The sequence below is a fragment of the Spirosoma rhododendri genome (genome assembly GCF_012849055.1).
Lineage (GTDB): Bacteria > Bacteroidota > Bacteroidia > Cytophagales > Spirosomataceae > Spirosoma > Spirosoma rhododendri.
Genome location: NZ_CP051677.1, coordinates 921,092 through 944,009 on the forward strand (window position 1 = coordinate 921,092; position 22,918 = coordinate 944,009).

Genomic DNA, 22,918 nt, shown 5'->3' on the forward strand with positions numbered 1-22,918 from the left:
TCCGTCAACTTATGACCACCGAATCCACCATACAGTTTACGCCGGAACGGCTGGCTGAAGCCACTGAAATTATCGCCCGATACCCGGAAGGGAAGCAGAAATCGGCGCTTCTTCCGCTCCTCCACCTGATGCAGGAGCAGGAAGGCTGGACAAGCCCCGAAGGCATGGATTACATTGCCCGAATGCTCGACATCCAGCCGATCGAAGTGTACGAAGTAGCCACCTTCTACACCATGTATCACGTGCAGCCCGTCGGGAAACACGTGATCGAATACTGCCGGACGGGTCCGTGCTGCCTGATGGGTGGCGAAGACGTACTGGGTCACCTCAAGCAACGTTTGGGCATCGACACCGGCCAAACCACCGTCGACGGGCAGTTTACCCTGAAGGAAGTGGAATGCCTGGCCGCGTGCGGAATGGGCCCTGTTTTTCAGGTTCGGGAGAAGTATTACATGCACCTGACCAACGATCGGGTCGACGAAATCATTGACGAACTGTCGAAGTAAGCATAGCCATGGCGACTAAAATCCTAACAGAACATATTGACGTGCCGGGCATCGAGACTTTCGATGTTTACCGGCAGCAGGGTGGTTATACGGCGGTTGAAAAGGCGCTGAAAACCATGACGCCCGACGAGATTGTTGAGGAAGTCAAGAAAGCCGGTGTTCGGGGGCGGGGTGGTGCCGGTTTCCCGATGGGTATGAAGTGGAGCTTTCTGGCCAAGCCGGAAGGTGTTCCCCGTTATCTCGTCTGCAACGCTGATGAGTCGGAGCCGGGTACGTTCAAGGACCATCACCTGATGAAGAACTTGCCTCACCTGCTGATCGAAGGGATGATTATCTCGTCGTTCGCGCTGGGGGCCAACAAGTCGTTTATCTACGTACGGGGTGAGTTGATGTACGTCATCAGAATCCTCGAAAAAGCGATTGCTGAAGCGAAAGCGAAGGGTTTTCTGGGCAAAAATATTCTGGGCAGCGGCTACGATCTCGAATTGGTCGTGCAGCCCGGCGGTGGCGCGTATATCTGCGGAGAAGAAACTGCGCTGCTGGAATCGCTGGAAGGCAAGCGGGGCAATCCGCGTAACAAGCCGCCGTTCCCCGCCGTCAAAGGACTTTACCAGTGCCCTACGGTTGTTAATAACGTTGAGTCGATTGCCACGACGTCCTGGATCGTGAACAACGGTGGAGATGCTTATGCGGCCATCGGTATCGGCCGTAGCACGGGTACAAAGCTGATTTCGGCGTCGGGACACATGCGTAAGCCGGGCGTGTATGAAATCGAACTGGGCTTGCCGGTTGAAGATTTTATTTACGCTGATGAATGGTGTGGCGGCATTCGGCCCGGCCACAAATTCAAAGCACTGGTTGCCGGTGGTTCGTCCGTCCCAATTCTTCCCGCCAATCTGGCACTGACACTGGCAAACGGTGAGAAGCGTCTGATGAGCTACGAATCCCTGTCGGACGGTGGATTCGCGACGGGCACAATGCTGGGTTCGGGTGGGTTTATCCTGTTCGACGAAACGTCGTGCATCGTACGGAACACGTGGAATTTCTCCCGCTTTTACCACCACGAATCGTGCGGACAGTGTAGCCCCTGCCGCGAGGGTACCGGCTGGATGGAGAAAGTACTCCACCGCATCGAACACGGGCACGGGCATCAGCAGGATATCGATTTGCTGGTTGACGTGTCGAAGAAGATCGAAGGCAACACCATCTGCCCATTAGGTGATGCGGCTGTCTGGCCGGTTGCCAGTGCGATCCGGCACTTCCGCGACGAATTCCAGTGGCACATAGATCATCCAACTGAAGCCACCCAGCCCGGTGCTGTATATCGGGGCGAAATGGCGTTGGTGTAATCTAAATGTAAAGTAACATGGAAGAGTTAACGCTGCTACGAAAAATGGTCGAGGAACACGACTACGAAGGTGCTCTCTCCATAATTAGCGAGTTGGATGAGATGGCCAAAGACGATAAAATCAATAAAATCAGATCGTTTTTGGGCATTTTACTGATCCACCTTATCAAGCAACAAGCCGAACAGCGCGTGACAAAGTCGTGGAATCGATCTATCGAAAATGCGCTGGACGGTATTACCACGTCAAACAAGCGTCGAAGCGCGGGGGGCTATTATTTACGACCCGAAGAGCTTTCCGCTTTGATCGATGAGGCATTTCCATCGGCCATTCGTAATGCATCTTACGAAGCGTTTGAGGGTACTCACTCATCCGATCAGCTCGCTGCAATGATTGATACCGATCAGATCAAGCAGGACGCTTTCGACCGGATCATGGCTTACAGACCTTAAGAATTGAATTGATACATGGAAGATACAAAACCGCAGTTGCTGACCGTCACCATTGACGGAATTGCCGTTGAGGTCGAACCCGGAACAACGATCCTACAGGCGGCCCGCAAAATCGGGCCGGACGTGGCCCCACCGGCCATGTGTTATTACCAGCCTCTAAAGGGTAGCGGTGGCAAGTGCCGGGCCTGTCTGGTGCGGGTAGCGGCCGGATCGGCCAAAGACCCGCGTCCGATGCCCAAGTTGGTCGCTTCCTGCCTGACGGCCGTGCAAGACGGGATGGTGGTAGAAAACACCACAAACCCGCAGGTGATCGACGCCCGCAATGGTATCGTGGAATTTCTGCTGCTGAACCACCCACTCGACTGCCCGGTCTGCGATCAGGCGGGGGAGTGCGATCTGCAAAATTTTGCGTTCGATCACGGCAAGGTAACGACGCGCTACGAAGAAGATCGCCGGACGTTCGAGAAGAAGGACATCGGGCCGTACATTCAGCTGCACATGACGCGTTGCATCCTGTGCTACCGTTGCGTGTACACCGCCGATCAGATCACCGAAAAGCGCGTTCACGGCGTGCTGGGCCGGGGTGATGCGTCAGAAATCGGAACGTACATCGAGAAGGCAATCGACAACGACTTTTCAGGCAACGTCATCGATGTATGCCCTGTTGGTGCGCTGACAGATAAGACGTACCGCTTCAAAAATCGGGTGTGGTTTACCAAACCCGTCGATGCGCACCGGGATTGCCCAACCTGTTCGGGTAAGGTGACGGTATGGTATCGGGGCGAGGAAGTAATCCGCGTGACAGCTCGCAAGAACGAGTGGAACGAGGTGACTGAGTTTATCTGCAACACCTGCCGGTTTGAGAAAAAGAAAACCAGCGACTGGGTAATCGAAGGGCCGACGAAAGTGTCGCGTTCGTCGGTTATTTCGGCTAACAAGTACCGCGCAGATCTGGAAAAGCCAAGCTTCGGCAAACGACTGGCTGCGGCTGAGTACAAGCCGATTCATGATGAGCGGGATACGTCGCAGCTCGGCATTCAGCCGCTTCCGGCCGACCGGTTTGCCAAAACACTGCCTTCAGCCGTAGAACCTGAGCCCTGATCCTGACCGACCGAGGTCGGCATAACGAATCAACTAACTAGTAGTAATGGCCTTACCCATTCTGTTAACCAAAGGACTGATTATCCTGGTCATCTTCGGGATTTCGCTCCTGATCGCTACCTACTCGACGTATGCCGAGCGGAAAGTAGCGGCTTTTCTACAGGACCGTATTGGTCCGAACCGGGCGGGTCCGTGGGGTCTGCTTCAGCCGATTGCCGACGCCGGTAAGTTGTTTTTCAAAGAAGACTTCATCCCGTCGCAGGCAAGCAAATGGCTGTTTATTCTCGGCCCCTCGCTGGCCATGTTCACGGCTTTGATGTCGAGTGCGGTCATTCCATTCGGAGACAGTATCCGGTTTATGTGGGACAACGTTCGCTACGACATCAACGTACAGGGCATCGAGATCAACATTGGCGTACTGTACATCTTTGGCGTCGTATCGCTGGGCGTGTATGGCGTTATGGTCGGTGGTTGGGCGTCGAACAACAAGTTCTCACTGCTAGGTGCCATCCGGGCGGCATCGCAGAACATTAGCTACGAAATCGCGCTGGGTCTGTCGATCATCACGATTCTGATGATGACGGGTTCGCTGTCGGTGCGGCAGATCGTTAATGAGCAAGCCAGTTTTTTCGAGTGGAACGTATTCACGCAGCCACTGGGCTTTATCATCTTCCTGACCTGCTCGTTTGCGGAGTGTAACCGCACCCCGTTCGATTTGCCCGAGTGCGAAACCGAACTGGTTGGCGGTTACCACACCGAATATAGCTCGATGAAACTGGGTCTGTATCTGTTCTCGGAGTACATCAACATGTTCGTGTCGTCGGCCTTTATCTCGGCGCTATACTTCGGCGGTTTCCACTATCCGTTTATGAACGAAGTGAACGGTGCACTGGAAAATTCGCTGGGGGCTATCACTGGTCATAACCTGGCTACAGCACTCGGATTCCTTGTTTTCTTCGGCAAGATTCTGTTCTTCATCTTCTTTTTCATGTGGGTGCGCTGGACGCTCCCTCGCTTCCGCTACGATCAGCTGATGAATCTGGGCTGGAAAATTTTCATTCCTCTGTCGATTCTGAACGTTGTTATAACGGGTGCTGGCCTGCTGTACAATTTCAAGTACTCGTCCTGGCTAATCGCAATTGTTATGATTGTGCTGGCCGTTACATCGCAGGCCAAAGCGCCAAAGCAGCAGGTCGTACCACAGAGAAGTTAACCAGTTTGTAGTTTGTAATTCGTGGTTGCTTCAACCAGCGGAACTACAAACCACAAACCACGAACTATAAACCTCATGCAACTTACCAATCGCGCCAAGCAGGTCAGTAATAAAGAAATGACGCTGGCGGAAAAGATGTATCTGCCAGCGGTGGTGAGTGGGCTTGCCATCACCATCAAACACTTCTTCCGTAAGAAGCCGACAATTCAGTATCCGGAAGTAAAAAAGTATCTCGGACCGATCTATCGGGGACACCACATCCTAAAGCGCGACGAACAGGGGCGTGAGCGCTGCACGGCCTGCGGTCTGTGTGCCGTTGCCTGCCCGGCCGAAGCTATTTCTATGGTAGCCGCCGAGCGCGAAAAAGGAGAAGAGTCACTCTACCGGGAAGAGAAATACGCGGCTGTCTACGAGATCAACATGCTGCGCTGCATATTCTGCGGCCTGTGTGAAGAAGCCTGTCCGAAGCAGGCCGTATATCTGCGGCACGATCAGATGGTGCCCGTATTCCTGGAGCGCGACGAGGTGATTTACGGTAAAGACCGGCTGGTGGAAAAAATGGACGACCGCTATATTCGGAAGAACTCGGAAGTCAAAACGACGCCAACCGAACCTAGCCTGACTCGCTCAGCCACCTAGTATTGACTGCTTTCCCAGCCTGTTCGCTTCTGCTATAACCAAGCTATGACCGAATTTCTAACGTTTATCAAATCACTGACGCCTACCGGCTATCTGTTTCTGATCCTTACCGCGCTGACGCTTATCAGTGCCATGGGCGTTGTAACAGCCCGCAACCCGATCTACAGTGTGCTGGCGCTGATTGCCACGTTCTTCTGCCTGTCGGGGCACTACATTTTGCTTAATGCCCAGTTTCTGGCAGCCGTTAACATTATCGTGTATGCAGGAGCCATCATGGTACTGTTTCTCTTCACGATCATGTTTCTGAACCTGCGGAAAGATGACGAAGAGTCGAAAACGAACCTGACGAAGATAGCGTCGGTCATTGTGGGAGGCACCTTGATGGTGATGCTGATTATGATCTTCCGGGCTAAATCGTCGCAAATGCCGACCGGTAGCGTCGTCGGATTTGATTCGCAGACCGGTATGGTCGAGAATCTTGGTCATCTGCTCTACGGCAGCTATATCCTGCCGTTCGAACTGGTTTCGGTCCTGTTCCTGATCGCGATGGTCGGCGCGGTGATGCTGGGTAAGCGCGAAGCTGGCGATCGCCATTTTTAAACCTGACCACCTGAGCAATTAGTAAAGCCACCCATTGGGTGGCTTTTTTTATGGCCTGCACCAGCAAATCATTTCATTCAGGCCATAATAGTATGCGTGCATAATAATATCGCCCGAACGTGTAATTTTTCGACTGAAAAGTAGGTTATTGCGCTATAGTTCATCGAATAAGTCAATAAACCTGGTTCATATATGGACGCATACATCGTAGCCGGTTATCGGACGGCGGTAGGTAAAGCACCTCGCGGTGGCTTACGCCTAACCCGCCCCGACGATATGGCGGCTGAAGTTATCAAGCATTTGCTCAGTCAGGTACCGGCGCTGGATCCCGTACGCGTTGAAGATCTGATCGTGGGCAATGCAGTGCCCGAAGCAGAGCAGGGCATGCAGATCGCCCGGTATATCGCGCTGCTTTCATTGCCAAACAGTGTGCCCGGCTTTACCATCAATCGGTACTGCGGATCTGGGCTGGAAGCCATCGCCATTGCATCCGCCAAGATTCACGCTGGGCTGGCCGATTGCATCATTGCCGGTGGTACGGAGTCGATGTCGATGGTGCCGGTGATGGGTTGGAAAACCGCGCTGAACTACGAAATAGCCAAGTCCCACCCCGATTATTATATCGGAATGGGGCTCACGGCTGAGCAGGTTGCGCAGCAGTTCAACATCAGCCGCGACGCACAGGACGAGTTTGCTCTCGAATCGCATCAGCGGGCACTGGCGGCTCAGCGCGATGGTAAATTCACCGACGAGATCGTACCGATCAACGTAACGGAAACGTACTTCGACGCGGAAAGCAACAAAAAGAAAACCCGTCAGTGGACGGTTACTCAGGACGAAGGCCCCCGCAAAGACACGAGCGCGGAAGGGCTGGCAAAGCTGAAGCCGGTCTTTACGGCTGGCGGTTCGGTAACGGCTGGTAACTCGTCGCAAACGTCAGACGGCGCGGCTTTCGTGATCGTTATGTCGGAACGGCTGGTAAACGAATTAAATCTCAAACCCGTCGCCCGGATGATGTCGTATGCATCAGCGGGTGTTGAACCCAAGATCATGGGCATTGGACCGGTAGCGGCTATCCCCATCGCGCTGCAAAAAGCGGGTATAAAGCAGGACGATATCGACATGATCGAACTGAACGAAGCTTTTGCTGCGCAGGCATTAGCTGTTGTTCAGGAACTCGCCCTCGATCGCAGCAAGATCAACCCGAACGGGGGAGCTATCGCGCTGGGTCATGCGCTGGGATCGACCGGGGCCCGGCTCACCGTACAGCTCCTCAACGAAATGCGTCGGCAGGACGAAAAATACGGTATGGTATCTGCCTGCGTCGGTGGTGGACAAGGTGTAGCGGGTATTTTCGAGCGGCTCAATTAGGGCGTTCAACAGCTTTTCCACAAAAGCAAGGCCGGACCGCTAATCAGCAGTCCGGCCTTGCTTTTATAAGGGCGTCTTATTATTTCTTACGGATGATCAGCCGTTGCCCCACGGAGACACTGTAGTTTTTCAGGTTATTCCAGCGAGCCAAATCCTCGACCGATACCTTGTTAATCAGCGCAATGCGGTAAGCTGTCTGACCGGGCTGAACAAAATAGTAGTAGTAATTTGACTGGGCAGCGGCCTGCGCCGATAGCGCAGCCTGTACTGGCGAGCCGGGAGTCGTTCTGGCCTTTATCGAGGCAGGTACTTTCACGACGCTCACGATAATTTCCTGACCAATTTCCAGCGGGTAACGCTCCGACAGATTATTCCACGTGTAGAGCTGGCCCACGGCAACACCATACTGCCGCGCAATGGAATAGTACGTCTGGCCCGCCTTCACAACATGCAGTCTGACAATTTCGCGCGGCTCAGCCTGCACTGTGTCCCGGCGCGTGGTTGCAGTAGTGCGAATAGCTCCCGAGTCAGACGATACTTTGGCGGGCCGCTGACTACTCACGGTTGACTGAACCGAAACCGACGGTGTGGCCACTGGTGTGACTATCGTAGCCGGGTTTTGCTTCGTACGTGCAGGTGCAAGTGTGGGTGTTGGCGTACGGGCCGGGGGCGCAACAGCAACAGCCCGACTGGGGGGTATTGACACAGGTTTAGGCAACGGCGAGCTGACAATCGTATCAGCCTTTACATCACTTTCCTGTTGTGTCAGCACAGGTGTATCAACAGACGGTTCGATCGGTGCGGGTAATTCTGGCACTTGCTGATACTCGACAGGCCGGCTTCGGGGGCGTTTCCGTTGCAGCCAGATAATTCGGCCGGTCTGTACGCGCTGATTAGCCGGAAGCCGGTTGAATTTCAGCAACGACCGCAGGCGAACACCGTACATGTTGGCGATATCCCGTAACGTCTGTCCGCGTTGGACAACGTGAAACGGAACCATGGCCCGCCGATTTTTCCGCTCCAGGTAATAGATCTGTCCGGGACGGATTACATCCTGCGTAGTGAGGTCGTTATCGGCGATAAAGGCTTCAACGTGCATCTTGCCGTAATAGGCCATCGTAATCACATTGTCGCAGGGCTGAGCCTGTACCCCCCGCAACCCATTGATCGTGTAGTACATCGCCGGGCTATAGATACTGGCTGGTTCCTGCGGTCGCTTGACCAGCACGGGGAAACCAACGTCAGCCGGTTGCGCAGCGCTCAGCCGGGTCTGATTTTGGGTACTTGTCTTTGCCTGCGTGAACTCTTCATTCGTGACCCGAATCAGCACCGGGTACCGCTTGTCGGTTGGGATAACCGTCGTTTTCAGCCACTGATTGAACGGCGAAAACCGGTCTTCGCCCAGATTAAGTTGCCGCGCGATGGATGCCAGCGTCTTCCCGCTGGCATTGGCATATTCAAACAGCACAAATACCTGCGTTGGTCGAAACGTGGGCTCCTCGCGTTCGACGGCGAACTTACGCGCCAGTATTTTCCAGAGTAGCGGTGGATTTTTCTCCGTCAGCAGGAGATAGGTCGCGTATTTGCTGGCTGGTTTCCGGTCTGTCGGCGCAATGCTCTGTAGATACTGCAATAGCGTCTGGGCATAGTTGCCCGATTGCAGTTGCAAATCAGATAGTCGATCTACAACGGCGTTAGTCGCCAGAACCGGGTGGAACCGTTCATCAACCGACGGATCAATACGCAGCTTCAACGGACCCGCATCAACGATTGTCAGCCCCCAGTAGCCGGTACCAGTCTGATCGGAAAACGGCATGGCCGCGTAGCGAAAGTCGGCGGGTAGCTTATCTTCCGCCAGCCGGGCTTCAAGCAGGGGGCTCAATTGCCGGAGCGTTTCCAGATCACGTAGCAACACGGCCCGGTTGGCGTACATGCCGTTGACTTCCTGCTGAATCAGCTGGCGGGCTACTTCGTTGATGTGCACCGTAACTCCCGCAAACTCCACGTCAAACGGAACCTGCGGAACGGCCTGCCCATTGGTTATTTCCCAGCTTGCAAACAGCAGACAACCAATTACCAGTCGTTTCAACAATCCTTGTTCCATGTATGGTGGGTTATGCCAACCCTGTCGGGTCGACAACCAAAAATATCAATAAATAGTAGCCTGATACCTTTAAAACTATAGGTAAGCCATATTACACGCCCAGCTACCCGCCAAACGCCGTTCATGAGCAGGAAGCCGCTTCGGGACGAAACGGATACCGTTGACGATTGTAGCAATTAGCTAACCATTTTTTATGACGCAAATTGTATACGAGACGTCAGCACTTTACAAAGAAAAATTTGTTATTAGTATGCTTGCATACTAATTCCGAGTCGTGTTACTTTGTGTAAATTAGTATGCAAGCATAACAAACCACGAGTCATGATTGCGACCGAACCAAAAGCATCGATCAAAGGGGGCGAATTCCTGATCAAAGAAACCAGCGCAGCGCAGGTTTTTATACCCGAAGAATTTTCTGAAGAGCAACAGATGATCGCGGCCACCTGCCGCGAATTTCTGGAGCGCGAAATATGGCCCCGGCTCGACGAAATCGACAAGGCGAAATCGCCCGAACTGATCTCGTCGCTGATGGACAAGGCCGGTGAACTGGGGCTGCTCGGTACGGGCGTACCCGAAGAGTACGGCGGCTTCGGCATGAGTTTCAATACCTCAATGCTGGTAGCCGAAGTAACGGGAGCCGGGCATTCGTTCTCGGTAGCCCTGTCGGCGCACACCGGTATCGGAACGCTGCCGATCGTGTACTACGGCAACGACGAGCAGAAAGCAAAGTACCTGCCAAAGCTGGCAACCGGCGAATGGAAAGCCGCCTACTGCCTGACTGAGCCGGATTCAGGCTCAGACGCTAACTCGGGAAAGAGCCGCGCAAAACTGTCGGACGATGGTAAGCATTACGTGCTCAACGGGCAGAAGATGTGGATCACCAACGGCGGGTTTGCCGACGTTTACATCGTATTCGCCAAAATTGACGAGAACGGGCAGGTCGATAAGAATCTGTCGGCGTTTATTGTCGAGAAAGACTTTGCCGGGATCACGATGAACGAGCCCGAGCACAAGATGGGCATCAAAGGATCGGACACGCGTCAGATTTTCTTCAACGACGTACAGGTACCCGTCGAAAACCTGCTATCAGAGCGTGGAAATGGCTTTAAGATCGCGGTCAACATCCTGAACATTGGCCGGATCAAGCTGGGCGTGGCGGCTGTGGGTGGTAGCAAGGAAGTTATCAACAACGCGGTTAATTACGCTAACGAACGCAAGCAGTTTAAAACGGCGATCTCGCAGTTTGGGGCTATCAAGCACAAGCTGGCTGAGATGGCGATCAAAGTGTACGCGTCGGAGTCGGCGAGTTACCGGGCGGGTCAGAATATCGACGACATGATCGAGGATCTGAAAAGTCAGGACATCGCCGACGTACCCGCCAAGCTACAGGCGCTGGAGCAGTTTGCCATCGAGTGCGCCATCATGAAAGTACACGGTTCAGAAGCCCTCGACTATGTAGTCGATGAGGGTGTGCAGGTCTACGGCGGGATGGGTTACTCGGCCGACGCCCCGATGGACCGGGCCTACCGTGACGCGCGCATCAACCGGATTTTTGAAGGCACCAACGAGATCAACCGGATGCTGGTGGTCGACATGATGCTGAAGCGGGCGATGAAAGGCGAACTCGATCTGATGGGTCCGGCGATGGCCGTGGCGAAAGAGATCATGGCTATTCCTGATTTCAACACGGAGGAGGAAGAAGGTTTGTTTGTGGCAGAAAAGAAGGTACTGAAAAACCTGAAGAAAGCCGCCCTGATGGTGTCTGGTGCCGCCGTGCAGAAGTTCATGATGACCCTCTCCAACGAGCAGGAGATTCTGATGAACATTGCCGATATGGTTATCGAAATCTACGTGGCCGAATCGGTGCTGCTGCGCGTCGAGAAACTAATCGGGGTGCAGGGCGAAGAAGCAATAAGCCTGCAAAAGCAGATTGCGCTTGTTTACCTGCACGAAGCCGTCGAAAAAATCAACAACGTGGGTCGGCAGGCTGTTACATCGTTTGCCGAAGGCGACGAATTACGCGGTATGCTGATGGGCCTGAAGCGCTTCACCAAAATAGAACCAATGAACCTCAAGGATGCCCGCCGGTCGATTGCCGACGCCATGATTGCGGAGAACAAATACATTTTCTAAGGCGAGTCGGAAGCCTGAAACAAATTATCCAACAACAATGATTGGTGCAAAGGCGGCTCTGGGTCAGAGCCGCCTTTCTTGTTTTGACAAAAGTTGTAGTGTTACAGCGTTGTAGAGCTGGTTTTGTGGGCGGGACGAAGTCCTTAACTTGCGTAGAAAACCAGCTTTCCGCTCATGAATCGCATCGATCGGCTAACGGCTATTCTGATTCACCTGCAATCGAAACGGGTGGTGAAAGCGCAGGAACTGGCAGATCGGTTTGGGTTGAGCCTGCGTACGATTTACCGCGACATTCGGGCGCTGGAAGAAGCCGGTGTCCCGATCGGGGCGGAAGCCGGAATCGGTTATTTTCTGACGGGGTATCAGCTACCGCCGGTGATGTTTTCCAACGCCGAAGCGTCGGCCCTGCTAATCGGCGGCAAAATCCTGGCGCAGATGACCGACGAGTCCATCCGGACGCCGTACGAATCGGCCCTGTTCAAAATCAAGGCGGTGCTATCGCGGACCGAAAAAGACCACCTGGATGAGCTGGCCGGGCAAATTGAAATTATCAAACCCATGCAGCCCCGCCCCTACTCCGAGCAGTTGCTCTACGCTATTCAGGGCGCGCTGGTACGGGGCCACCGGCTGACGATTGACTACCGGGCAGGCTACAGCGACACGCAGACGCAACGTACTATCGAACCCATCGGCTTGTGCCACTACGGCGTGGGCTGGCACCTGATCGCTTACTGCCGGCTTCGCCACGATTACCGCGACTTCCGCGTTGACCGGATTGAGCAATTGACCGAACTGACCGAGCCCTTTTCCCGCCAATCGAGGCTGTCGTTGCAGGATTACCTGAATCGGCTGACGCAGGAACAGGATTTGCAGGAAGTCGTTATCGTATTCAGTCGGGACATGGCGCGGTTTGCACAGGATCAGCGGTACGAATTCGGGTTTGTGTCGGAAGAGGAGACACCCGATGGCGTTCGCATGACGTTCCTGACGCAGTGCCCAAAGTCGCTGGGCCGCTGGCTGCTGATGTACGGCCGGTCGGTATGCATTGAAAGTCCGTCATCCATGCGCTCAATCATGCAGCATTTTATTCAGGACATAACTGGGCATTATTTGTAGGGTTTAAGGTTTGATGTTTAACGTTTAAGGTTGTTCCCGGTCTTTAACTTTAAACGTTAAACATCAAACCTTAAACCCCAAACGTCAAACTCGCCCCCGCCTGCTGACATAGGGCTGTCAGTGGGTGCGTTGATCTTTGTAGGGTACGTTTCAAACCCCCTACGTTTATGACAACCGACGCACAAGTTCAACCCCTGACGCTTGTCCCTAAAACCATTCCGCCCTTTACAGCACTGGTCAGCAGCCTGCGAACCACGCTGAAACGACTCCACGAGTGCGAACCTGTTATGCAGGCGTTGTATGGCGAAGCAGCCCGGCTAAACCTGATCATCAACGGCCCATCGCAATGGCATTACACCGGTGCGTCTGGCGACGATAATCAGGAGTTTCAACTCGACGTTGTGCTACCCATTCAGCAAACCGGGGCCCCTTCTGAGGTTTGTTCTTACAAAGAGTTACCGGGCTTTAGCTGCGTAAGTCACGTATACACCGGCCCGTGGACCGATATGCCCGCCGTTTATGATCGGGTATTCGCTCAGTTTTACCGCGATGGCTATACCGAAGGCAACATCGTCCGGGAGATTCATACCGTGGTCGACATGAACGACCCGGCGAAGTGCGTAACCGAGGTACAGGTCGGGATTATTCGCTGATCAGCTTATCGCAACGCCAAACCTACTAGCCGAGTCTGGTTAGTAGGTTTTTTTGTGAATGGGGTTTTATGGCTTTACCTTACTTCGACTGACTACTTCGTTTTACCATGACCCAACTTTCGTCTTTTTCACGTCGCCAGTTTATGGCGGGTTTAGGTGCGTCCGCCCTGTCGTTGCCCGCGCTGACTGATGTATTTGGCAACCCGCTCCCGACGGCGCAGCCCGGCCGCAAACTCGGTATCGCGCTCGTTGGCCTGGGCAGTTACAGCAAAAACCAACTGGCCCCGGCTCTGCAACAAACCACCAATTGCCGCCTGGCGGGTATCGTAACCGGCACCCCGTCGAAGGCGGAGGAGTGGATGAAGAAATACAACATCCCGAAAGCCAACGTCTACGACTACAAGACGTTCGACCGTATCGCCGACAACAAAGACATCGACGTGGTGTACGTGGTGTTGCCCAACTCGATGCACCGCGAATACGTCGTTCGGGCGGCTCAGGCGGGGAAGCATGTAATCTGTGAAAAGCCACTGGCGATTATGCCGCAGGAATGTCAGGATATGATCGACGCCTGCAAAAAAGCCAACAAACAACTGGCCGTTGGCTATCGGCTCCATTACGAGCCATTCACGCAGGAAGCGATGCGACTGGGTCAGCAGAAGGTGTTCGGACCGATTAAGTTTATCGAATCGAGCGACGGCTTCCGCATCGGTGATCCGGGTCAGTGGCGTATGAAAAAGGAGATGGCCGGGGCGGTCCGCTGATGGACGTAGGCATCTACGCCGTGCAGGGCGCGCGGTACGTAACGGGCGAAGAACCGATTTCGGTAACGGCGCAGTTTGGCCCCAAAACCGAGCCGCAGAAATTTAAAGACGTCGAAGAGACGCTATTCTGGCAGTTTCAGTTTCCGAGCGGGGCCGTCAGCAATTCGACAACGAGCTATACGGCGAATGTCGAACGGCTCTACGCCAGTTGTGAGAACGGCTGGTTTGAACTGGCGCCCGCTTTCGGCTACGGCCCGCTGAAAGGGCGCACCAGCAAAGGCCCCATCGACAAGCCCATCGTGAATCATCAGGCGATGCACATGGACGGCGTCTGCGAGGTATTGCTGCAAAACAAACCCCTCCCCGACCACATCACCGGGGCCGAGGGTCTACGCGACGTGACGCTGCTGCAAGCGATCTACAAAGCCGCCGAAACCGGCCGGAAAGTCGACCTGAAAGGCTAAACGGGTACTCCGTGCAGGCCGGTCGGGGTTACACAGTCAATAAGTAAATAGTCCCCGGTTCGCACGCGTGTGTGAGCCGGGGACTATTTTTGCAGGTATGATTCGTATGCGCTACCTCTGGCTTTTCTTCGCTGGCTTCCTGTACACAGCAACCGTTGCTGCGCAGACTGTTTCGCAGCCTACGAATACCTGGGGAACCTGGTTTATCGGGACGGTGCTAATGCCATCTTCGCCCACCACGCACTGGGGTGGTTACGTAGAGGTTCAGGCCCGCTCCAACGGCTTGTTTGACCAGTATTTCTATAACGAACTAAAAGCTGGTGTCAGCTACGACCTTGACCGCAACGTGCAGGTGATGGTAGTGGGTGGACGCTACCAGACCAACGATTATCAGGATCTGTCAGCAGGGCCGTTAAACCTGGAGAAACGCGTCTGGGAGCAACTATCTCTGAATCAATACCTCAACCGGATTCGGTTTGAGCACCGCTACCGGCTGGAGCAGCGCTGGTTCGACTTTCGGGGCAACACATCGGAGTGCCGCAATCGATTCCGCTACCGGCTGAACCTGTTCATTCCGCTCAACACCCCGACTATTGGCTCGGGTACGGTATTCGCGTCGGTGTACGACGAGATTTTTCTGAACCCAAAGGGACCAGCCTTCGAGCGAAACCGGCTATACGGTGGGATTGGCTACCAGTTCAGTCCGCGTTGGGTGGGGCAGATCGGTTGGGTCAATCAGACGAACTACAGCCCGGCATCCTTCAACCAGAATCAATTCTCCCCCATTGTCTCGGCGGGTAAAAACAACCTTGTCCTGTCGGTCATCTACCGCATCATCCGCAAAGGCAACACCGCCGAACAACTCCCCTCCCAGCCGGACTGACGTCTGGTTTAAAGTTTTTGGTTTAACGTTTAAAGTTCGTTCAGAGGGTTAGCAAACCTTAAACGTTGAACCAAAAACGTTAAACCTAATAACTAAAACCACGGCCGGCGGACTTTGAACGAACGGCGGAGGCCACTGATAAGCAGGAATGCCGCGACGATACCGAAGATGATGGCCAGAATGGTGATGTGCAGAATGGCAAACAGTACGGCGACCAGAATAATTATCACCGACGCTTTGAGTTTCCAGCTGATGCGCTGCCACCAGTTCAGTTCTTCCCGCAGCGGCATACCCAACGCATCGCGAATGCGATTGCCCAGCTTCATCTTTGGCTTGGGTTTTGGTTTCGGCTGCTGATCGATCACGCTGGCCGATTCGTTTGCCGCGCTGGTCAACAACCGATTGATATGTTTTACCCGCTGATTGATCTGCGAACTCGTCTCTACTAGCAGCGGCTCAGCAGTCGATACCGTCATCACCGGTTCGGGTAGGTTAGCAGGTTCGCTGCGAACTAGTTCGGTATCGCTCCTGACATCCGCTGAGGTTGAGGGTACCAATGCAGTCAGACGGGCAGCGGGAGCGTGGGGCGTCCGCAGAAAATAAGCGACGGGCCGCTGACAGGCCGTAAGGGTCAGGCAGAAAAAGGCAATGAACGCAGTAATCCGGTTTCTCATTGGGTAAGTTGATACAGATAGCGCATAGATGGCAGGCCCTAACAGAACGAATCCGGACAGGACGCCAATATACCGACACTAAAATCGACGTTAGGGAGCCTGCCGCAGGAGCCGGTACGTCGCCCGGAAGTTGGTACGGGTGCTGCTGACTCGTAGAAAAAACAGCCGATCGGGCCACTTGTTCAGCCATACCTCACCCGATGCCCCGCTAATCGTTTGTTCACTCAGCAGTCGTCCGCTCGCATCGATCAGTTCCAGCCGGGCGGGGCCACCCGTCCAGTTCGTCAGATCAACCTGCACACGGTCGACGGCAGGGTTGGGATAAACGCTGATCGCGGGCTCTACAAGTGGTTCTTCGGCCGTAATGACCAGTGCCTGCGCGGTCGGGATAGCGCCAATCTGCCCGGTACCGCAGCCGTTGCTTACCATTGTCAGCGTAAAGGCCGTAGTACCGGAGAACGGTAACTCGATCGTGGCTGAACTGGTCGTCGCCTGCAAATCCTGCTTTGTCGACCCGTTCTGGATGGTGTAAACCCACGGCCCCTGCCCGGTAAAGTTTACGGTCAGCGGTACAACCTTGTCCGATCGTACGGTGTAGGAAGCCGCGCTGAAGGTAGCCGTTGCGCCGGTGCGGATGGTGAACGGCGACGGGATGGTGTTGCTGATCGTACCATCCGCCGAGGTGATCCGCAGGCGATAACCATACCCGGCGGGCAGGTCTGCCGGAAGCGTTCCCTGAATAGCGTTAACCGCTTCTGCGGTGGCCAGATTTCGAAATGTCGTGCCCGTCGAATCCGATACCTGGAGTGTAAACGTATTGCCGGTGGGGAAGCTGCCTTTTGTGTTGAACAGCACAGTTATCGACGAGCCGGAGCAAGTAAAGCCGTCGCCCAGCCCCGTCAGTTCGATGGTTTTTTCGGTGGCTGGCAATACAGTCACGACCGCGCTGCCGGATGCGACTCCGGTGCCGCATCCGTTGCTGATCGACGTAATGGTGTAGGTTGTCGTTTGTAGCGGTTCAACCTGTACGCCCGTCTGCCCGGTGCTGGTGAAGAAACTACCCTGATACCCGTCCGAAAGCGTGTATGTCGTTGTCAGCGTATTGGTGTTTGGCCCGCGCAGGGTCAGGAATGTCGTTCCGCCCGCGTTGACCGTTGTGCTGCCCGACAGCGTGTATACCGGGGGGGCGCTGAGCGCAAACGGCTGGCTGGTCGTTTCTGCCTGCCCGTCGCCCGTTGTTGCCCGCAGCCGATACGAACCCGCCGACAAACCCGCCGGAACCGATACGGACATAACACTACTGGCGGCCGGTACCGTCAGCAAGGCAACATCGGCACCGCCAGCTTGCGGAATCAGAGCCAGCCGAACGGTCGAAGCGGTGGCAAAGTCGCCATTGGCCGTGAGCGAAACGGGCAGCGTACTACCTACGCAAACCGCTTTCCCCGCCGACACAGCATTTGCCACGACTAACTGCGGTTTCACCCGCACACTGACACTACCGGTAGCCGTGCCGTACCCACACGCGTTGGCCACCGTACGAATGCTGTACGTTTGTCCGGCCGTTGGGCGCACCTCGTAGGTAGCCGCTGCACTGGTAAACGTCTGCATAGTCAGGTCTGAAAACTGCACCTGCCACGGTGCCGAACCCGTCAGCGCAAGTTGTAACGGAACCGCGCTCCCCGCATCGACCGTCGTTCCGCTGCCCGCACTGGTCAGCACGGCCGTTGGCGTTTGCGATATACGGGTCAGCAGGGCAGCGGTGCGGGCGTCGGTGTTTTTGGCAACAATTCGCAGGTAGTAATCACCCGTCGACAGGGACGCCGGGATGGTCACGACAAAGGGCGATGCGGTCGTGGTGGTCAGGTCTGTGAACGATGAGTCACGGCGCGAGGTCAGTTGCAGCGCGTACGTAATGCCCGCCGGTGCCGCCGGACTGGCGATGAACGGAATCGTCTGCGTGGTACCAGCACAGAGCGAATAGTAGTACAGGTCGGTGAGTTGCGCCGGCACTTTGATCGCGAATGGCATGGGGGTGTACGTAATCCCGGTGCCCGACACGGTACCGGCACCGCACGCGTTTGAAATTGATTTGAGCCGATAGGTCGTGCGTTGCGTAGGCGTTACAGTAACACTCGTCCCTCCGTTCGGCGCTACGTAATCCGTCGTCCCATCAGTATACACGGTGCGGTACGGTCCCTGGCCCGACGCGAAGATGGTACTCAACGTTACGGCCGTACCGGGCTGGATGGTGTTCGGCTCGGCTCCGAACAAGAACGCCGTGACGGGTGCCATGTAGTTGATTTCGGCCGTCGGCTTCTTGTTTACCTCGACCCGAACCTCGTTGCTGACCTGTCCACTCCCGCTGATGCGGATTTTACTGATGTCGTCCAGTTTGATCCGCAGCGGGCTACCGCTACCCCGCCCGACGATCGGTGCGGTAGTCCAGCCTTCGCCCGCGCCGTACCCCGCCGACGTAGCCTGTACGACCACAGTCTGCGAACTCAGGCCCGTTGTGCGAAAAAACACCCGGATACTGTCGGAATTACATTTGTTCTGTTCGACCGAATCGATTTCTATACCCGTCGTGGCCGGGTTCTGCACGGTCAGCGTGGCCGTTCCCGAGGCTGGGTTGTCAATTCGTCCGCAACCGTTCTGCGCGTACAGTATCCGCACCGTTTTTGTCTGGCTGGCGTAGATCGTTGCGTTGACATCGTCGCAATCCAGGCAGTTGTTGAAAAGTACCTGCCCGTCTGACAGCTTCAGTTCGTACGGGCCACCGCCTACGCGCTGAATCCGTACGGTAGCCGTACCGGGTTTGGCCAGCGTAGTTTGCCGATCGGTCGCAGCGAAAATTGGCCGGGGTGTGGTACTGACGGCCAACACGTAGTTCGGATCGGCAACGCTGGCGGTTGTTGGGTTAAGCGTCAGCACGCGTATACCGTACTGCCGACGCCCGAAAAAATTGGCCGTGTCAGACGGTAGCTCCGGCACCGTAAACACCAGCTTATTACCGGTCTGTACGGTAGCCGGGGTAAACTTGATAACGTCTCCGGCGGTGCCGTACCGAAATTCGACAAACACCTGTGTATCGGTTGTGGGGGTGAAATTCAACCGGACGGGCAGCGAAACCGATTGCCCTTCGCATACTGGCCCACGCACAAAACCCGACCCCGGCAGAGAGTCTATGGCAATGCCCGGCCGTACGCTAATCGTCGGCCCCGTTGCGCCGGTCACGACCTGCGTACCGCACACGCTCTGCACCCGCGTGACGCGAAAGGTTGTCGTTTGCAGCGGGCGTACCTGAATCATCGCTTCGTTGGTAGCGGTACCGAAGTCGCTGACAGGAACCGACAGGCTGTCGTTCAACACGACCTCCGCCGGTCCCCGACCCGTCAGAAGCAACCGCAGCGGTACGGTTTGCCCAATGTTGATCGCGGTCGATGGCGTCGTAATCTGCGCCGTGATACCCGACGAGACACGCACCGTAGCCGTACCGGGATCACTAACAAGATCACCCGCAACAACCTGCACGAAATAAGCCGTCGTAGCATCCGCGCTGACACTGGCCGGAATAGTCGCTTTCAGCCCACCCACAACGGGCGTAGCATCGAGGTCGTATGACCGACCAGCCGTGGTGTACGATTGCGAAAACGGGTTGCTCGTCGTCAGGCGGATTTTGAAAGTCGTACCGCTGCTGAATGCGGTACCCGTTTGCGCGTACGCAACCGAAATAGTCCCGCCTGTGCAGACGGTTTCCGGCGTAACCGATACGGTTTTAAACGAAGCCGCATTGACCGACACCGACGCAGTACCGGTGCTTTTTCCCAAACCGCAACTGTTTTGTACGGCCCGAATAGTGTACGTTCCCGATGCCTGTGGGTTGATCTTGACACGCTGCTCGAACGAATCCGAACAGCAGTTGGTCAGTGTGTAGCGACTTCCATCGCTGAGCGTAACACTGACCGGCGACGAACCCACCGTCGTGAATCGCAGATCATACGGCTGGCCGGGGTTGACCTGCGGCACCGGGCTGCCTGCCAACGTAACCGACGCCGTTGATTGTACGGGGCCGAATCGCTGCCAGTCACCGATGACGGCCGGATTTGAGCTGACGATACGGTACTGATACCGGGCCGCGTCGGTGTAGGCCGTCAGGCTGGCTGGTACCTGAATCTGCGCCGGGCTGGCGGTTACCGAAGCCGAGGTCAGCACAATCTCGCTGGTATACGCATTCCGCAGTTGTACGGTGAATACGTTGTTGGCAGCAAACCGCCCCTGCGGGGTAAACGGCACCGCAACCGACGTTCCCAGACAGATCGGGTCGCTGATTGGTGTCGGCAGAATAGATTGTCCGACCAACTGCCCCGATAGCAAAAAGCAACCGGCGAGTAGTATACGGCTTAGTAAATTTGATCGCATAAAGAGAGAACTGAGGCTTACTAAAAAACTGCAAACTACGGGCCAGTTTCGGATATCCGGTTTGCAGTTTCATATGTTCGGAAAACGGCTGGCCAGCGCGTGGTCTTGCCAGCGCCAATGTAAGTCATAAACTGAAAACCGTAAACCGGCTACTCTATACCGAAACTCCCCGCCTGCTTCGTAATTTTGCCGTTTCATCGACACGTTGACACCTAGTTCATCATCTGCCCGGCCCCACATACCGGCAATCAGTTGAGTGCATGATTATCCCACTGGCGCACCGCGCCGACCAAACGCAGGAATACTATTTTTCGGTGAAGCTGGCCGAAGTACGGCAATTACTGGCGCAGGGCCACGACGTAATCAATATCGGCATCGGCAACCCCGACATGGCCCCGTCGACCGCAACGCTCGACGCTCTGACGGCGTCGGCCCGGCAACCCACCGCCCACGGATACCAGTCGTATAAGGGCACGCCCGCCCTGCGGCAGGCCATTGCCCGGTTCTACGCACATACCTACGGCGTAACCCTCGACCCCGAAACGGAATTACTGCCCTTAATCGGGTCGAAAGAAGGCATAACGCACCTTTCGCTGACGTTTTTGAACGAGGGCGACGGCGTACTGGTACCCGAACTGGGCTACCCGGCCTACCGCGCCGTGAGTCAGATGGTGGGGGCGCAGGTGCAGGAATACCCGCTGCTCGAACACGCGGGCTGGCAACCCGACTGGGCGCAGATGGCCGAACTGGTGCAACCCGCCGGTTCGCCAAACCCGACCAAGCTGCTGTGGCTCAACTATCCGCACATGCCAACCGGCGCACCGGCCACCAAAGCGTTGTTTGAGCAGGCCGTTCGTTTTGCGCACGACCACAAAATCCTGCTGTGTCACGACAATCCGTACAGCCTGATTCTGAATACGAAAGCCCCGATCAGCCTGCTGTCGGTCGACGGCGCAAAAGACGTGGCGGTTGAGTTGAATTCGCTGAGCAAGTCGCACAACATGGCGGGCTGGCGCATGGGCTGGCTGGCCGGTGCCAAACCGTATATCGATGCCGTGCTGACCATCAAAAGCAACGTCGATTCGGGGCAGTTTAAGCCGTTGATGGATGCCGCCACCGAAGCCCTCGCTAACTCCGACGACTGGCACCGCGACCGCAACGCCGTCTATCAGGGTCGGCTCAGCGCGGTTCACGCCCTGCTCGACACGCTCGGCTGTACCTACGCCACCGATCAAGAAGGGTTGTTTATCTGGGCCAAACTGCCGGATTCGGTCGAGTCAGCCGCAGCCCTTGTCGACCAGCTACTGTACGAAAAACATATTTTCATTGCTCCTGGCTTCATCTTTGGCCCCAAAGGCGAACGGTACATCCGTATTTCGCTTTGTGTTCCGAAAGAACGTATTGAAGAAGCCGTTAACCGATTACGCGCATGACCGTTTCCATCATTGGTATTGGCTTGCTGGGCGGCTCCTTCGCCCTGATTCTTCGCGAGAAATACCCCAAAATGCGGTTTATCGGCGTCGATACGTCGGTTGTCAATGGGCAGCTGGCGCTGGCGAAAGGAATTGTCGATGAGGTGCTGCCGCTGAACGAAGCCGTTGCTCAAAGCGAGCTGGTGGTGCTGGCAACGCCCGTCAACGTGTTGATGAACCTGCTGCCAACGATCCTCGACCAGTTGCCCGAATCGGCCACGGTCGTTGATCTGGGGTCGACCAAAGGGCTGATCTGCGACGTAGCCGACGCGCACCCGCGCCGGAGTCAGTTCGTAGCCGCGCACCCGATGGCAGGTACGGAAAATTCCGGTCCCGGTGCCGCCTTCCGCGATCTGCTACCCGGCAAAAACCTCATCATCTGCGACCGGCAGAAAAGCAATGCCGACAGTCTGGCGCTGGTCGAAAGTTTGTTCCGCGATGCGGGCATGCGGCTGTTCTACATGACACCGAAGGAGCACGACCTGCACCTGGCCTACGTATCGCACCTGAGCCACATCAGTGCGTTTGCGCTGGGGCTGACGGTGCTGGAAAAGGAAAAAGATGAGCAGGCCATTTTCGACATGGCGAGTACGGGCTTCAGCAGCACCGTCCGGCTGGCGAAAAGCTCCCCGCAGATGTGGGCCCCCATTTTCGATCAGAACCGCGCCAACGTTTCCGACGCCCTGGCCGCGTACATCGACTTTCTCCAGCAATTCAAAAAAGTCATCGACGCGCAGGATGTCCCCGCTTCGCTGGAATTCATGCAGCAGGCCAACGTCATTCGGCGGGTGCTGGATGGGATTGAGAAGAAGTGAGGCTTCCCTTGCTCCCTCACCCCCTGCCCCCTCTCCCAAAACGGGAGAGGGGATGCTATCATGAACCATTGTTCTATATACTAACCTTCTTCTTACCGGTACTCTACAAGACCGAAACGCCGAAAGCATGGTGCTTTCGGCGTTTCGGTCTTGTGTGATATTCATCAAAAACCCACGTATCCGACGGTTTTTA

General features: G+C 55.5%; 17 protein-coding genes and 1 pseudogene. 15 read left to right on the plus strand and 3 right to left on the minus strand.

Features of this window, described 5'->3' with window-relative positions; genetic code table 11:
- The first annotated feature begins 11 nt into the window (after positions 1 to 11).
- The 8 genes from HH216_RS03525 (at position 12) to HH216_RS03560 (ending at position 7,228) form a co-directional block, all read left to right on the plus strand.
- Complete coding sequence (locus HH216_RS03525; RefSeq protein ID WP_169549532.1) at positions 12 to 506, plus strand: NADH-quinone oxidoreductase subunit NuoE family protein; 495 nt, start codon at positions 12 to 14, stop codon at positions 504 to 506.
- 8 nt (positions 507 to 514) lie between these two features.
- Complete coding sequence (gene nuoF / locus HH216_RS03530) at positions 515 to 1,855, plus strand: NADH-quinone oxidoreductase subunit NuoF (RefSeq protein ID WP_169549533.1); 1,341 nt, start codon at positions 515 to 517, stop codon at positions 1,853 to 1,855.
- Positions 1,856 to 1,872: 17 nt separating this feature from the next.
- Positions 1,873 to 2,304 carry a DUF29 family protein gene (locus HH216_RS03535; RefSeq protein WP_169549534.1) on the plus strand — a complete coding sequence of 144 codons (432 nt, stop codon included), beginning with the start codon at positions 1,873 to 1,875 and terminating at the stop codon, positions 2,302 to 2,304.
- Positions 2,305 to 2,319: 15 nt separating this feature from the next.
- A complete protein-coding gene (locus tag HH216_RS03540; protein ID WP_169549535.1) occupies positions 2,320 to 3,405 on the plus strand; it encodes a 2Fe-2S iron-sulfur cluster-binding protein in 1,086 nt (361 codons plus the stop codon).
- A gap of 46 nt (positions 3,406 to 3,451) precedes the next feature.
- Positions 3,452 to 4,618 (plus strand): NADH-quinone oxidoreductase subunit NuoH, encoded by a 1,167-nt coding sequence (gene nuoH, locus HH216_RS03545; RefSeq protein WP_169549536.1) that lies wholly within the window; start codon positions 3,452 to 3,454, stop codon positions 4,616 to 4,618.
- 75 nt (positions 4,619 to 4,693) lie between these two features.
- On the plus strand, positions 4,694 to 5,257 hold the full coding sequence (locus tag HH216_RS03550) for a NuoI/complex I 23 kDa subunit family protein (protein WP_169549537.1): 564 nt from the start codon (positions 4,694 to 4,696) through the stop codon (positions 5,255 to 5,257).
- 45 nt (positions 5,258 to 5,302) lie between these two features.
- The gene (locus tag HH216_RS03555; RefSeq protein ID WP_169549538.1) at positions 5,303 to 5,857 is read left to right on the plus strand and encodes an NADH-quinone oxidoreductase subunit J family protein; all 555 of its coding nucleotides are present in this window, start codon (positions 5,303 to 5,305) and stop codon (positions 5,855 to 5,857) included.
- A 192-nt stretch (positions 5,858 to 6,049) separates the two neighbouring features.
- Entirely contained in the window at positions 6,050 to 7,228 is a 1,179-nt protein-coding gene (locus HH216_RS03560; protein ID WP_169549539.1) for an acetyl-CoA C-acyltransferase, read from the plus strand.
- 79 nt (positions 7,229 to 7,307) lie between these two features.
- Here HH216_RS03560 and HH216_RS03565 read toward each other — a convergent pair whose 3' ends face one another.
- Positions 7,308 to 9,332, minus strand: a complete 2,025-nt coding sequence (locus HH216_RS03565; protein WP_169549540.1) for a LysM peptidoglycan-binding domain-containing protein — start codon at positions 9,330 to 9,332, stop codon at positions 7,308 to 7,310.
- Positions 9,333 to 9,653: 321 nt separating this feature from the next.
- Here HH216_RS03565 and HH216_RS03570 point away from each other — a divergent pair, with 321 nt between their 5' ends.
- The 5 genes and pseudogenes from HH216_RS03570 to HH216_RS03590 all read left to right on the plus strand — a co-directional run bounded on the left by HH216_RS03570 (position 9,654) and on the right by HH216_RS03590 (position 15,345).
- Positions 9,654 to 11,465 carry an acyl-CoA dehydrogenase family protein gene (locus tag HH216_RS03570; RefSeq protein ID WP_169549541.1) on the plus strand — a complete coding sequence of 604 codons (1,812 nt, stop codon included), beginning with the start codon at positions 9,654 to 9,656 and terminating at the stop codon, positions 11,463 to 11,465.
- A 174-nt stretch (positions 11,466 to 11,639) separates the two neighbouring features.
- Positions 11,640 to 12,581: a helix-turn-helix transcriptional regulator gene (locus tag HH216_RS03575; RefSeq protein ID WP_169549542.1), complete on the plus strand. Its 942-nt coding sequence runs from the start codon at positions 11,640 to 11,642 to the stop codon at positions 12,579 to 12,581.
- Between the two features lie 167 nt (positions 12,582 to 12,748).
- Entirely contained in the window at positions 12,749 to 13,234 is a 486-nt protein-coding gene (locus HH216_RS03580) for a GyrI-like domain-containing protein (RefSeq protein WP_169549543.1), read from the plus strand.
- Between the two features lie 107 nt (positions 13,235 to 13,341).
- Positions 13,342 to 14,462: pseudogene (locus HH216_RS03585) on the plus strand (Gfo/Idh/MocA family protein).
- A 97-nt stretch (positions 14,463 to 14,559) separates the two neighbouring features.
- Positions 14,560 to 15,345, plus strand: a complete 786-nt coding sequence (locus tag HH216_RS03590; protein ID WP_169549544.1) for a DUF2490 domain-containing protein — start codon at positions 14,560 to 14,562, stop codon at positions 15,343 to 15,345.
- 92 nt (positions 15,346 to 15,437) lie between these two features.
- Here the strand turns inward: HH216_RS03590 and HH216_RS03595 are convergent, their stop codons facing one another.
- Together HH216_RS03595 and HH216_RS03600 are read right to left on the minus strand one after the other, a co-directional pair.
- Complete coding sequence (locus tag HH216_RS03595) at positions 15,438 to 16,019, minus strand: hypothetical protein (RefSeq protein WP_169549545.1); 582 nt, start codon at positions 16,017 to 16,019, stop codon at positions 15,438 to 15,440.
- 90 nt (positions 16,020 to 16,109) lie between these two features.
- On the minus strand, positions 16,110 to 20,438 hold the full coding sequence (locus HH216_RS03600) for a T9SS type A sorting domain-containing protein (protein ID WP_169549546.1): 4,329 nt from the start codon (positions 20,436 to 20,438) through the stop codon (positions 16,110 to 16,112).
- Positions 20,439 to 20,698: 260 nt separating this feature from the next.
- Here HH216_RS03600 and HH216_RS03605 point away from each other — a divergent pair, with 260 nt between their 5' ends.
- Together HH216_RS03605 and HH216_RS03610 are read left to right on the plus strand one after the other, a co-directional pair.
- Complete coding sequence (locus HH216_RS03605) at positions 20,699 to 21,871, plus strand: pyridoxal phosphate-dependent aminotransferase (protein WP_169549547.1); 1,173 nt, start codon at positions 20,699 to 20,701, stop codon at positions 21,869 to 21,871.
- The gene (locus HH216_RS03610) at positions 21,868 to 22,725 is read left to right on the plus strand and encodes a prephenate dehydrogenase (protein ID WP_169549548.1); all 858 of its coding nucleotides are present in this window, start codon (positions 21,868 to 21,870) and stop codon (positions 22,723 to 22,725) included. The genes HH216_RS03605 and HH216_RS03610 overlap by 4 nt, the downstream gene beginning before the upstream one ends.
- The last annotated feature ends 193 nt before the right edge of the window (positions 22,726 to 22,918 follow it).

What these genes read in the sequence shown, in the direction of transcription:
- nuoF (WP_169549533.1), top strand. Translation starts at nt 515, where the DNA reads ATGGCGACTAAAATCCTAACAGAACATATTGACGTGCCGGGCATCGAG.
- HH216_RS03535 (WP_169549534.1), top strand. Translation starts at nt 1,873, where the DNA reads ATGGAAGAGTTAACGCTGCTACGAAAAATGGTCGAGGAACACGACTAC.
- HH216_RS03605 (WP_169549547.1), top strand. Translation starts at nt 20,699, where the DNA reads ATGATTATCCCACTGGCGCACCGCGCCGACCAAACGCAGGAATACTAT.
- HH216_RS03580 (WP_169549543.1), top strand. Translation starts at nt 12,749, where the DNA reads ATGACAACCGACGCACAAGTTCAACCCCTGACGCTTGTCCCTAAAACC.
- HH216_RS03570 (WP_169549541.1), top strand. Translation starts at nt 9,654, where the DNA reads ATGATTGCGACCGAACCAAAAGCATCGATCAAAGGGGGCGAATTCCTG.
- HH216_RS03595 (WP_169549545.1), bottom strand. Translation starts at nt 16,019, where the DNA reads ATGAGAAACCGGATTACTGCGTTCATTGCCTTTTTCTGCCTGACCCTT.
- nuoH (WP_169549536.1), top strand. Translation starts at nt 3,452, where the DNA reads ATGGCCTTACCCATTCTGTTAACCAAAGGACTGATTATCCTGGTCATC.
- HH216_RS03600 (WP_169549546.1), bottom strand. Translation starts at nt 20,438, where the DNA reads ATGCGATCAAATTTACTAAGCCGTATACTACTCGCCGGTTGCTTTTTG.
- HH216_RS03575 (WP_169549542.1), top strand. Translation starts at nt 11,640, where the DNA reads ATGAATCGCATCGATCGGCTAACGGCTATTCTGATTCACCTGCAATCG.
- HH216_RS03525 (WP_169549532.1), top strand. Translation starts at nt 12, where the DNA reads ATGACCACCGAATCCACCATACAGTTTACGCCGGAACGGCTGGCTGAA.
- HH216_RS03610 (WP_169549548.1), top strand. Translation starts at nt 21,868, where the DNA reads ATGACCGTTTCCATCATTGGTATTGGCTTGCTGGGCGGCTCCTTCGCC.
- HH216_RS03550 (WP_169549537.1), top strand. Translation starts at nt 4,694, where the DNA reads ATGCAACTTACCAATCGCGCCAAGCAGGTCAGTAATAAAGAAATGACG.
- HH216_RS03565 (WP_169549540.1), bottom strand. Translation starts at nt 9,332, where the DNA reads ATGGAACAAGGATTGTTGAAACGACTGGTAATTGGTTGTCTGCTGTTT.
- HH216_RS03590 (WP_169549544.1), top strand. Translation starts at nt 14,560, where the DNA reads ATGATTCGTATGCGCTACCTCTGGCTTTTCTTCGCTGGCTTCCTGTAC.
- HH216_RS03560 (WP_169549539.1), top strand. Translation starts at nt 6,050, where the DNA reads ATGGACGCATACATCGTAGCCGGTTATCGGACGGCGGTAGGTAAAGCA.
- HH216_RS03540 (WP_169549535.1), top strand. Translation starts at nt 2,320, where the DNA reads ATGGAAGATACAAAACCGCAGTTGCTGACCGTCACCATTGACGGAATT.
- HH216_RS03555 (WP_169549538.1), top strand. Translation starts at nt 5,303, where the DNA reads ATGACCGAATTTCTAACGTTTATCAAATCACTGACGCCTACCGGCTAT.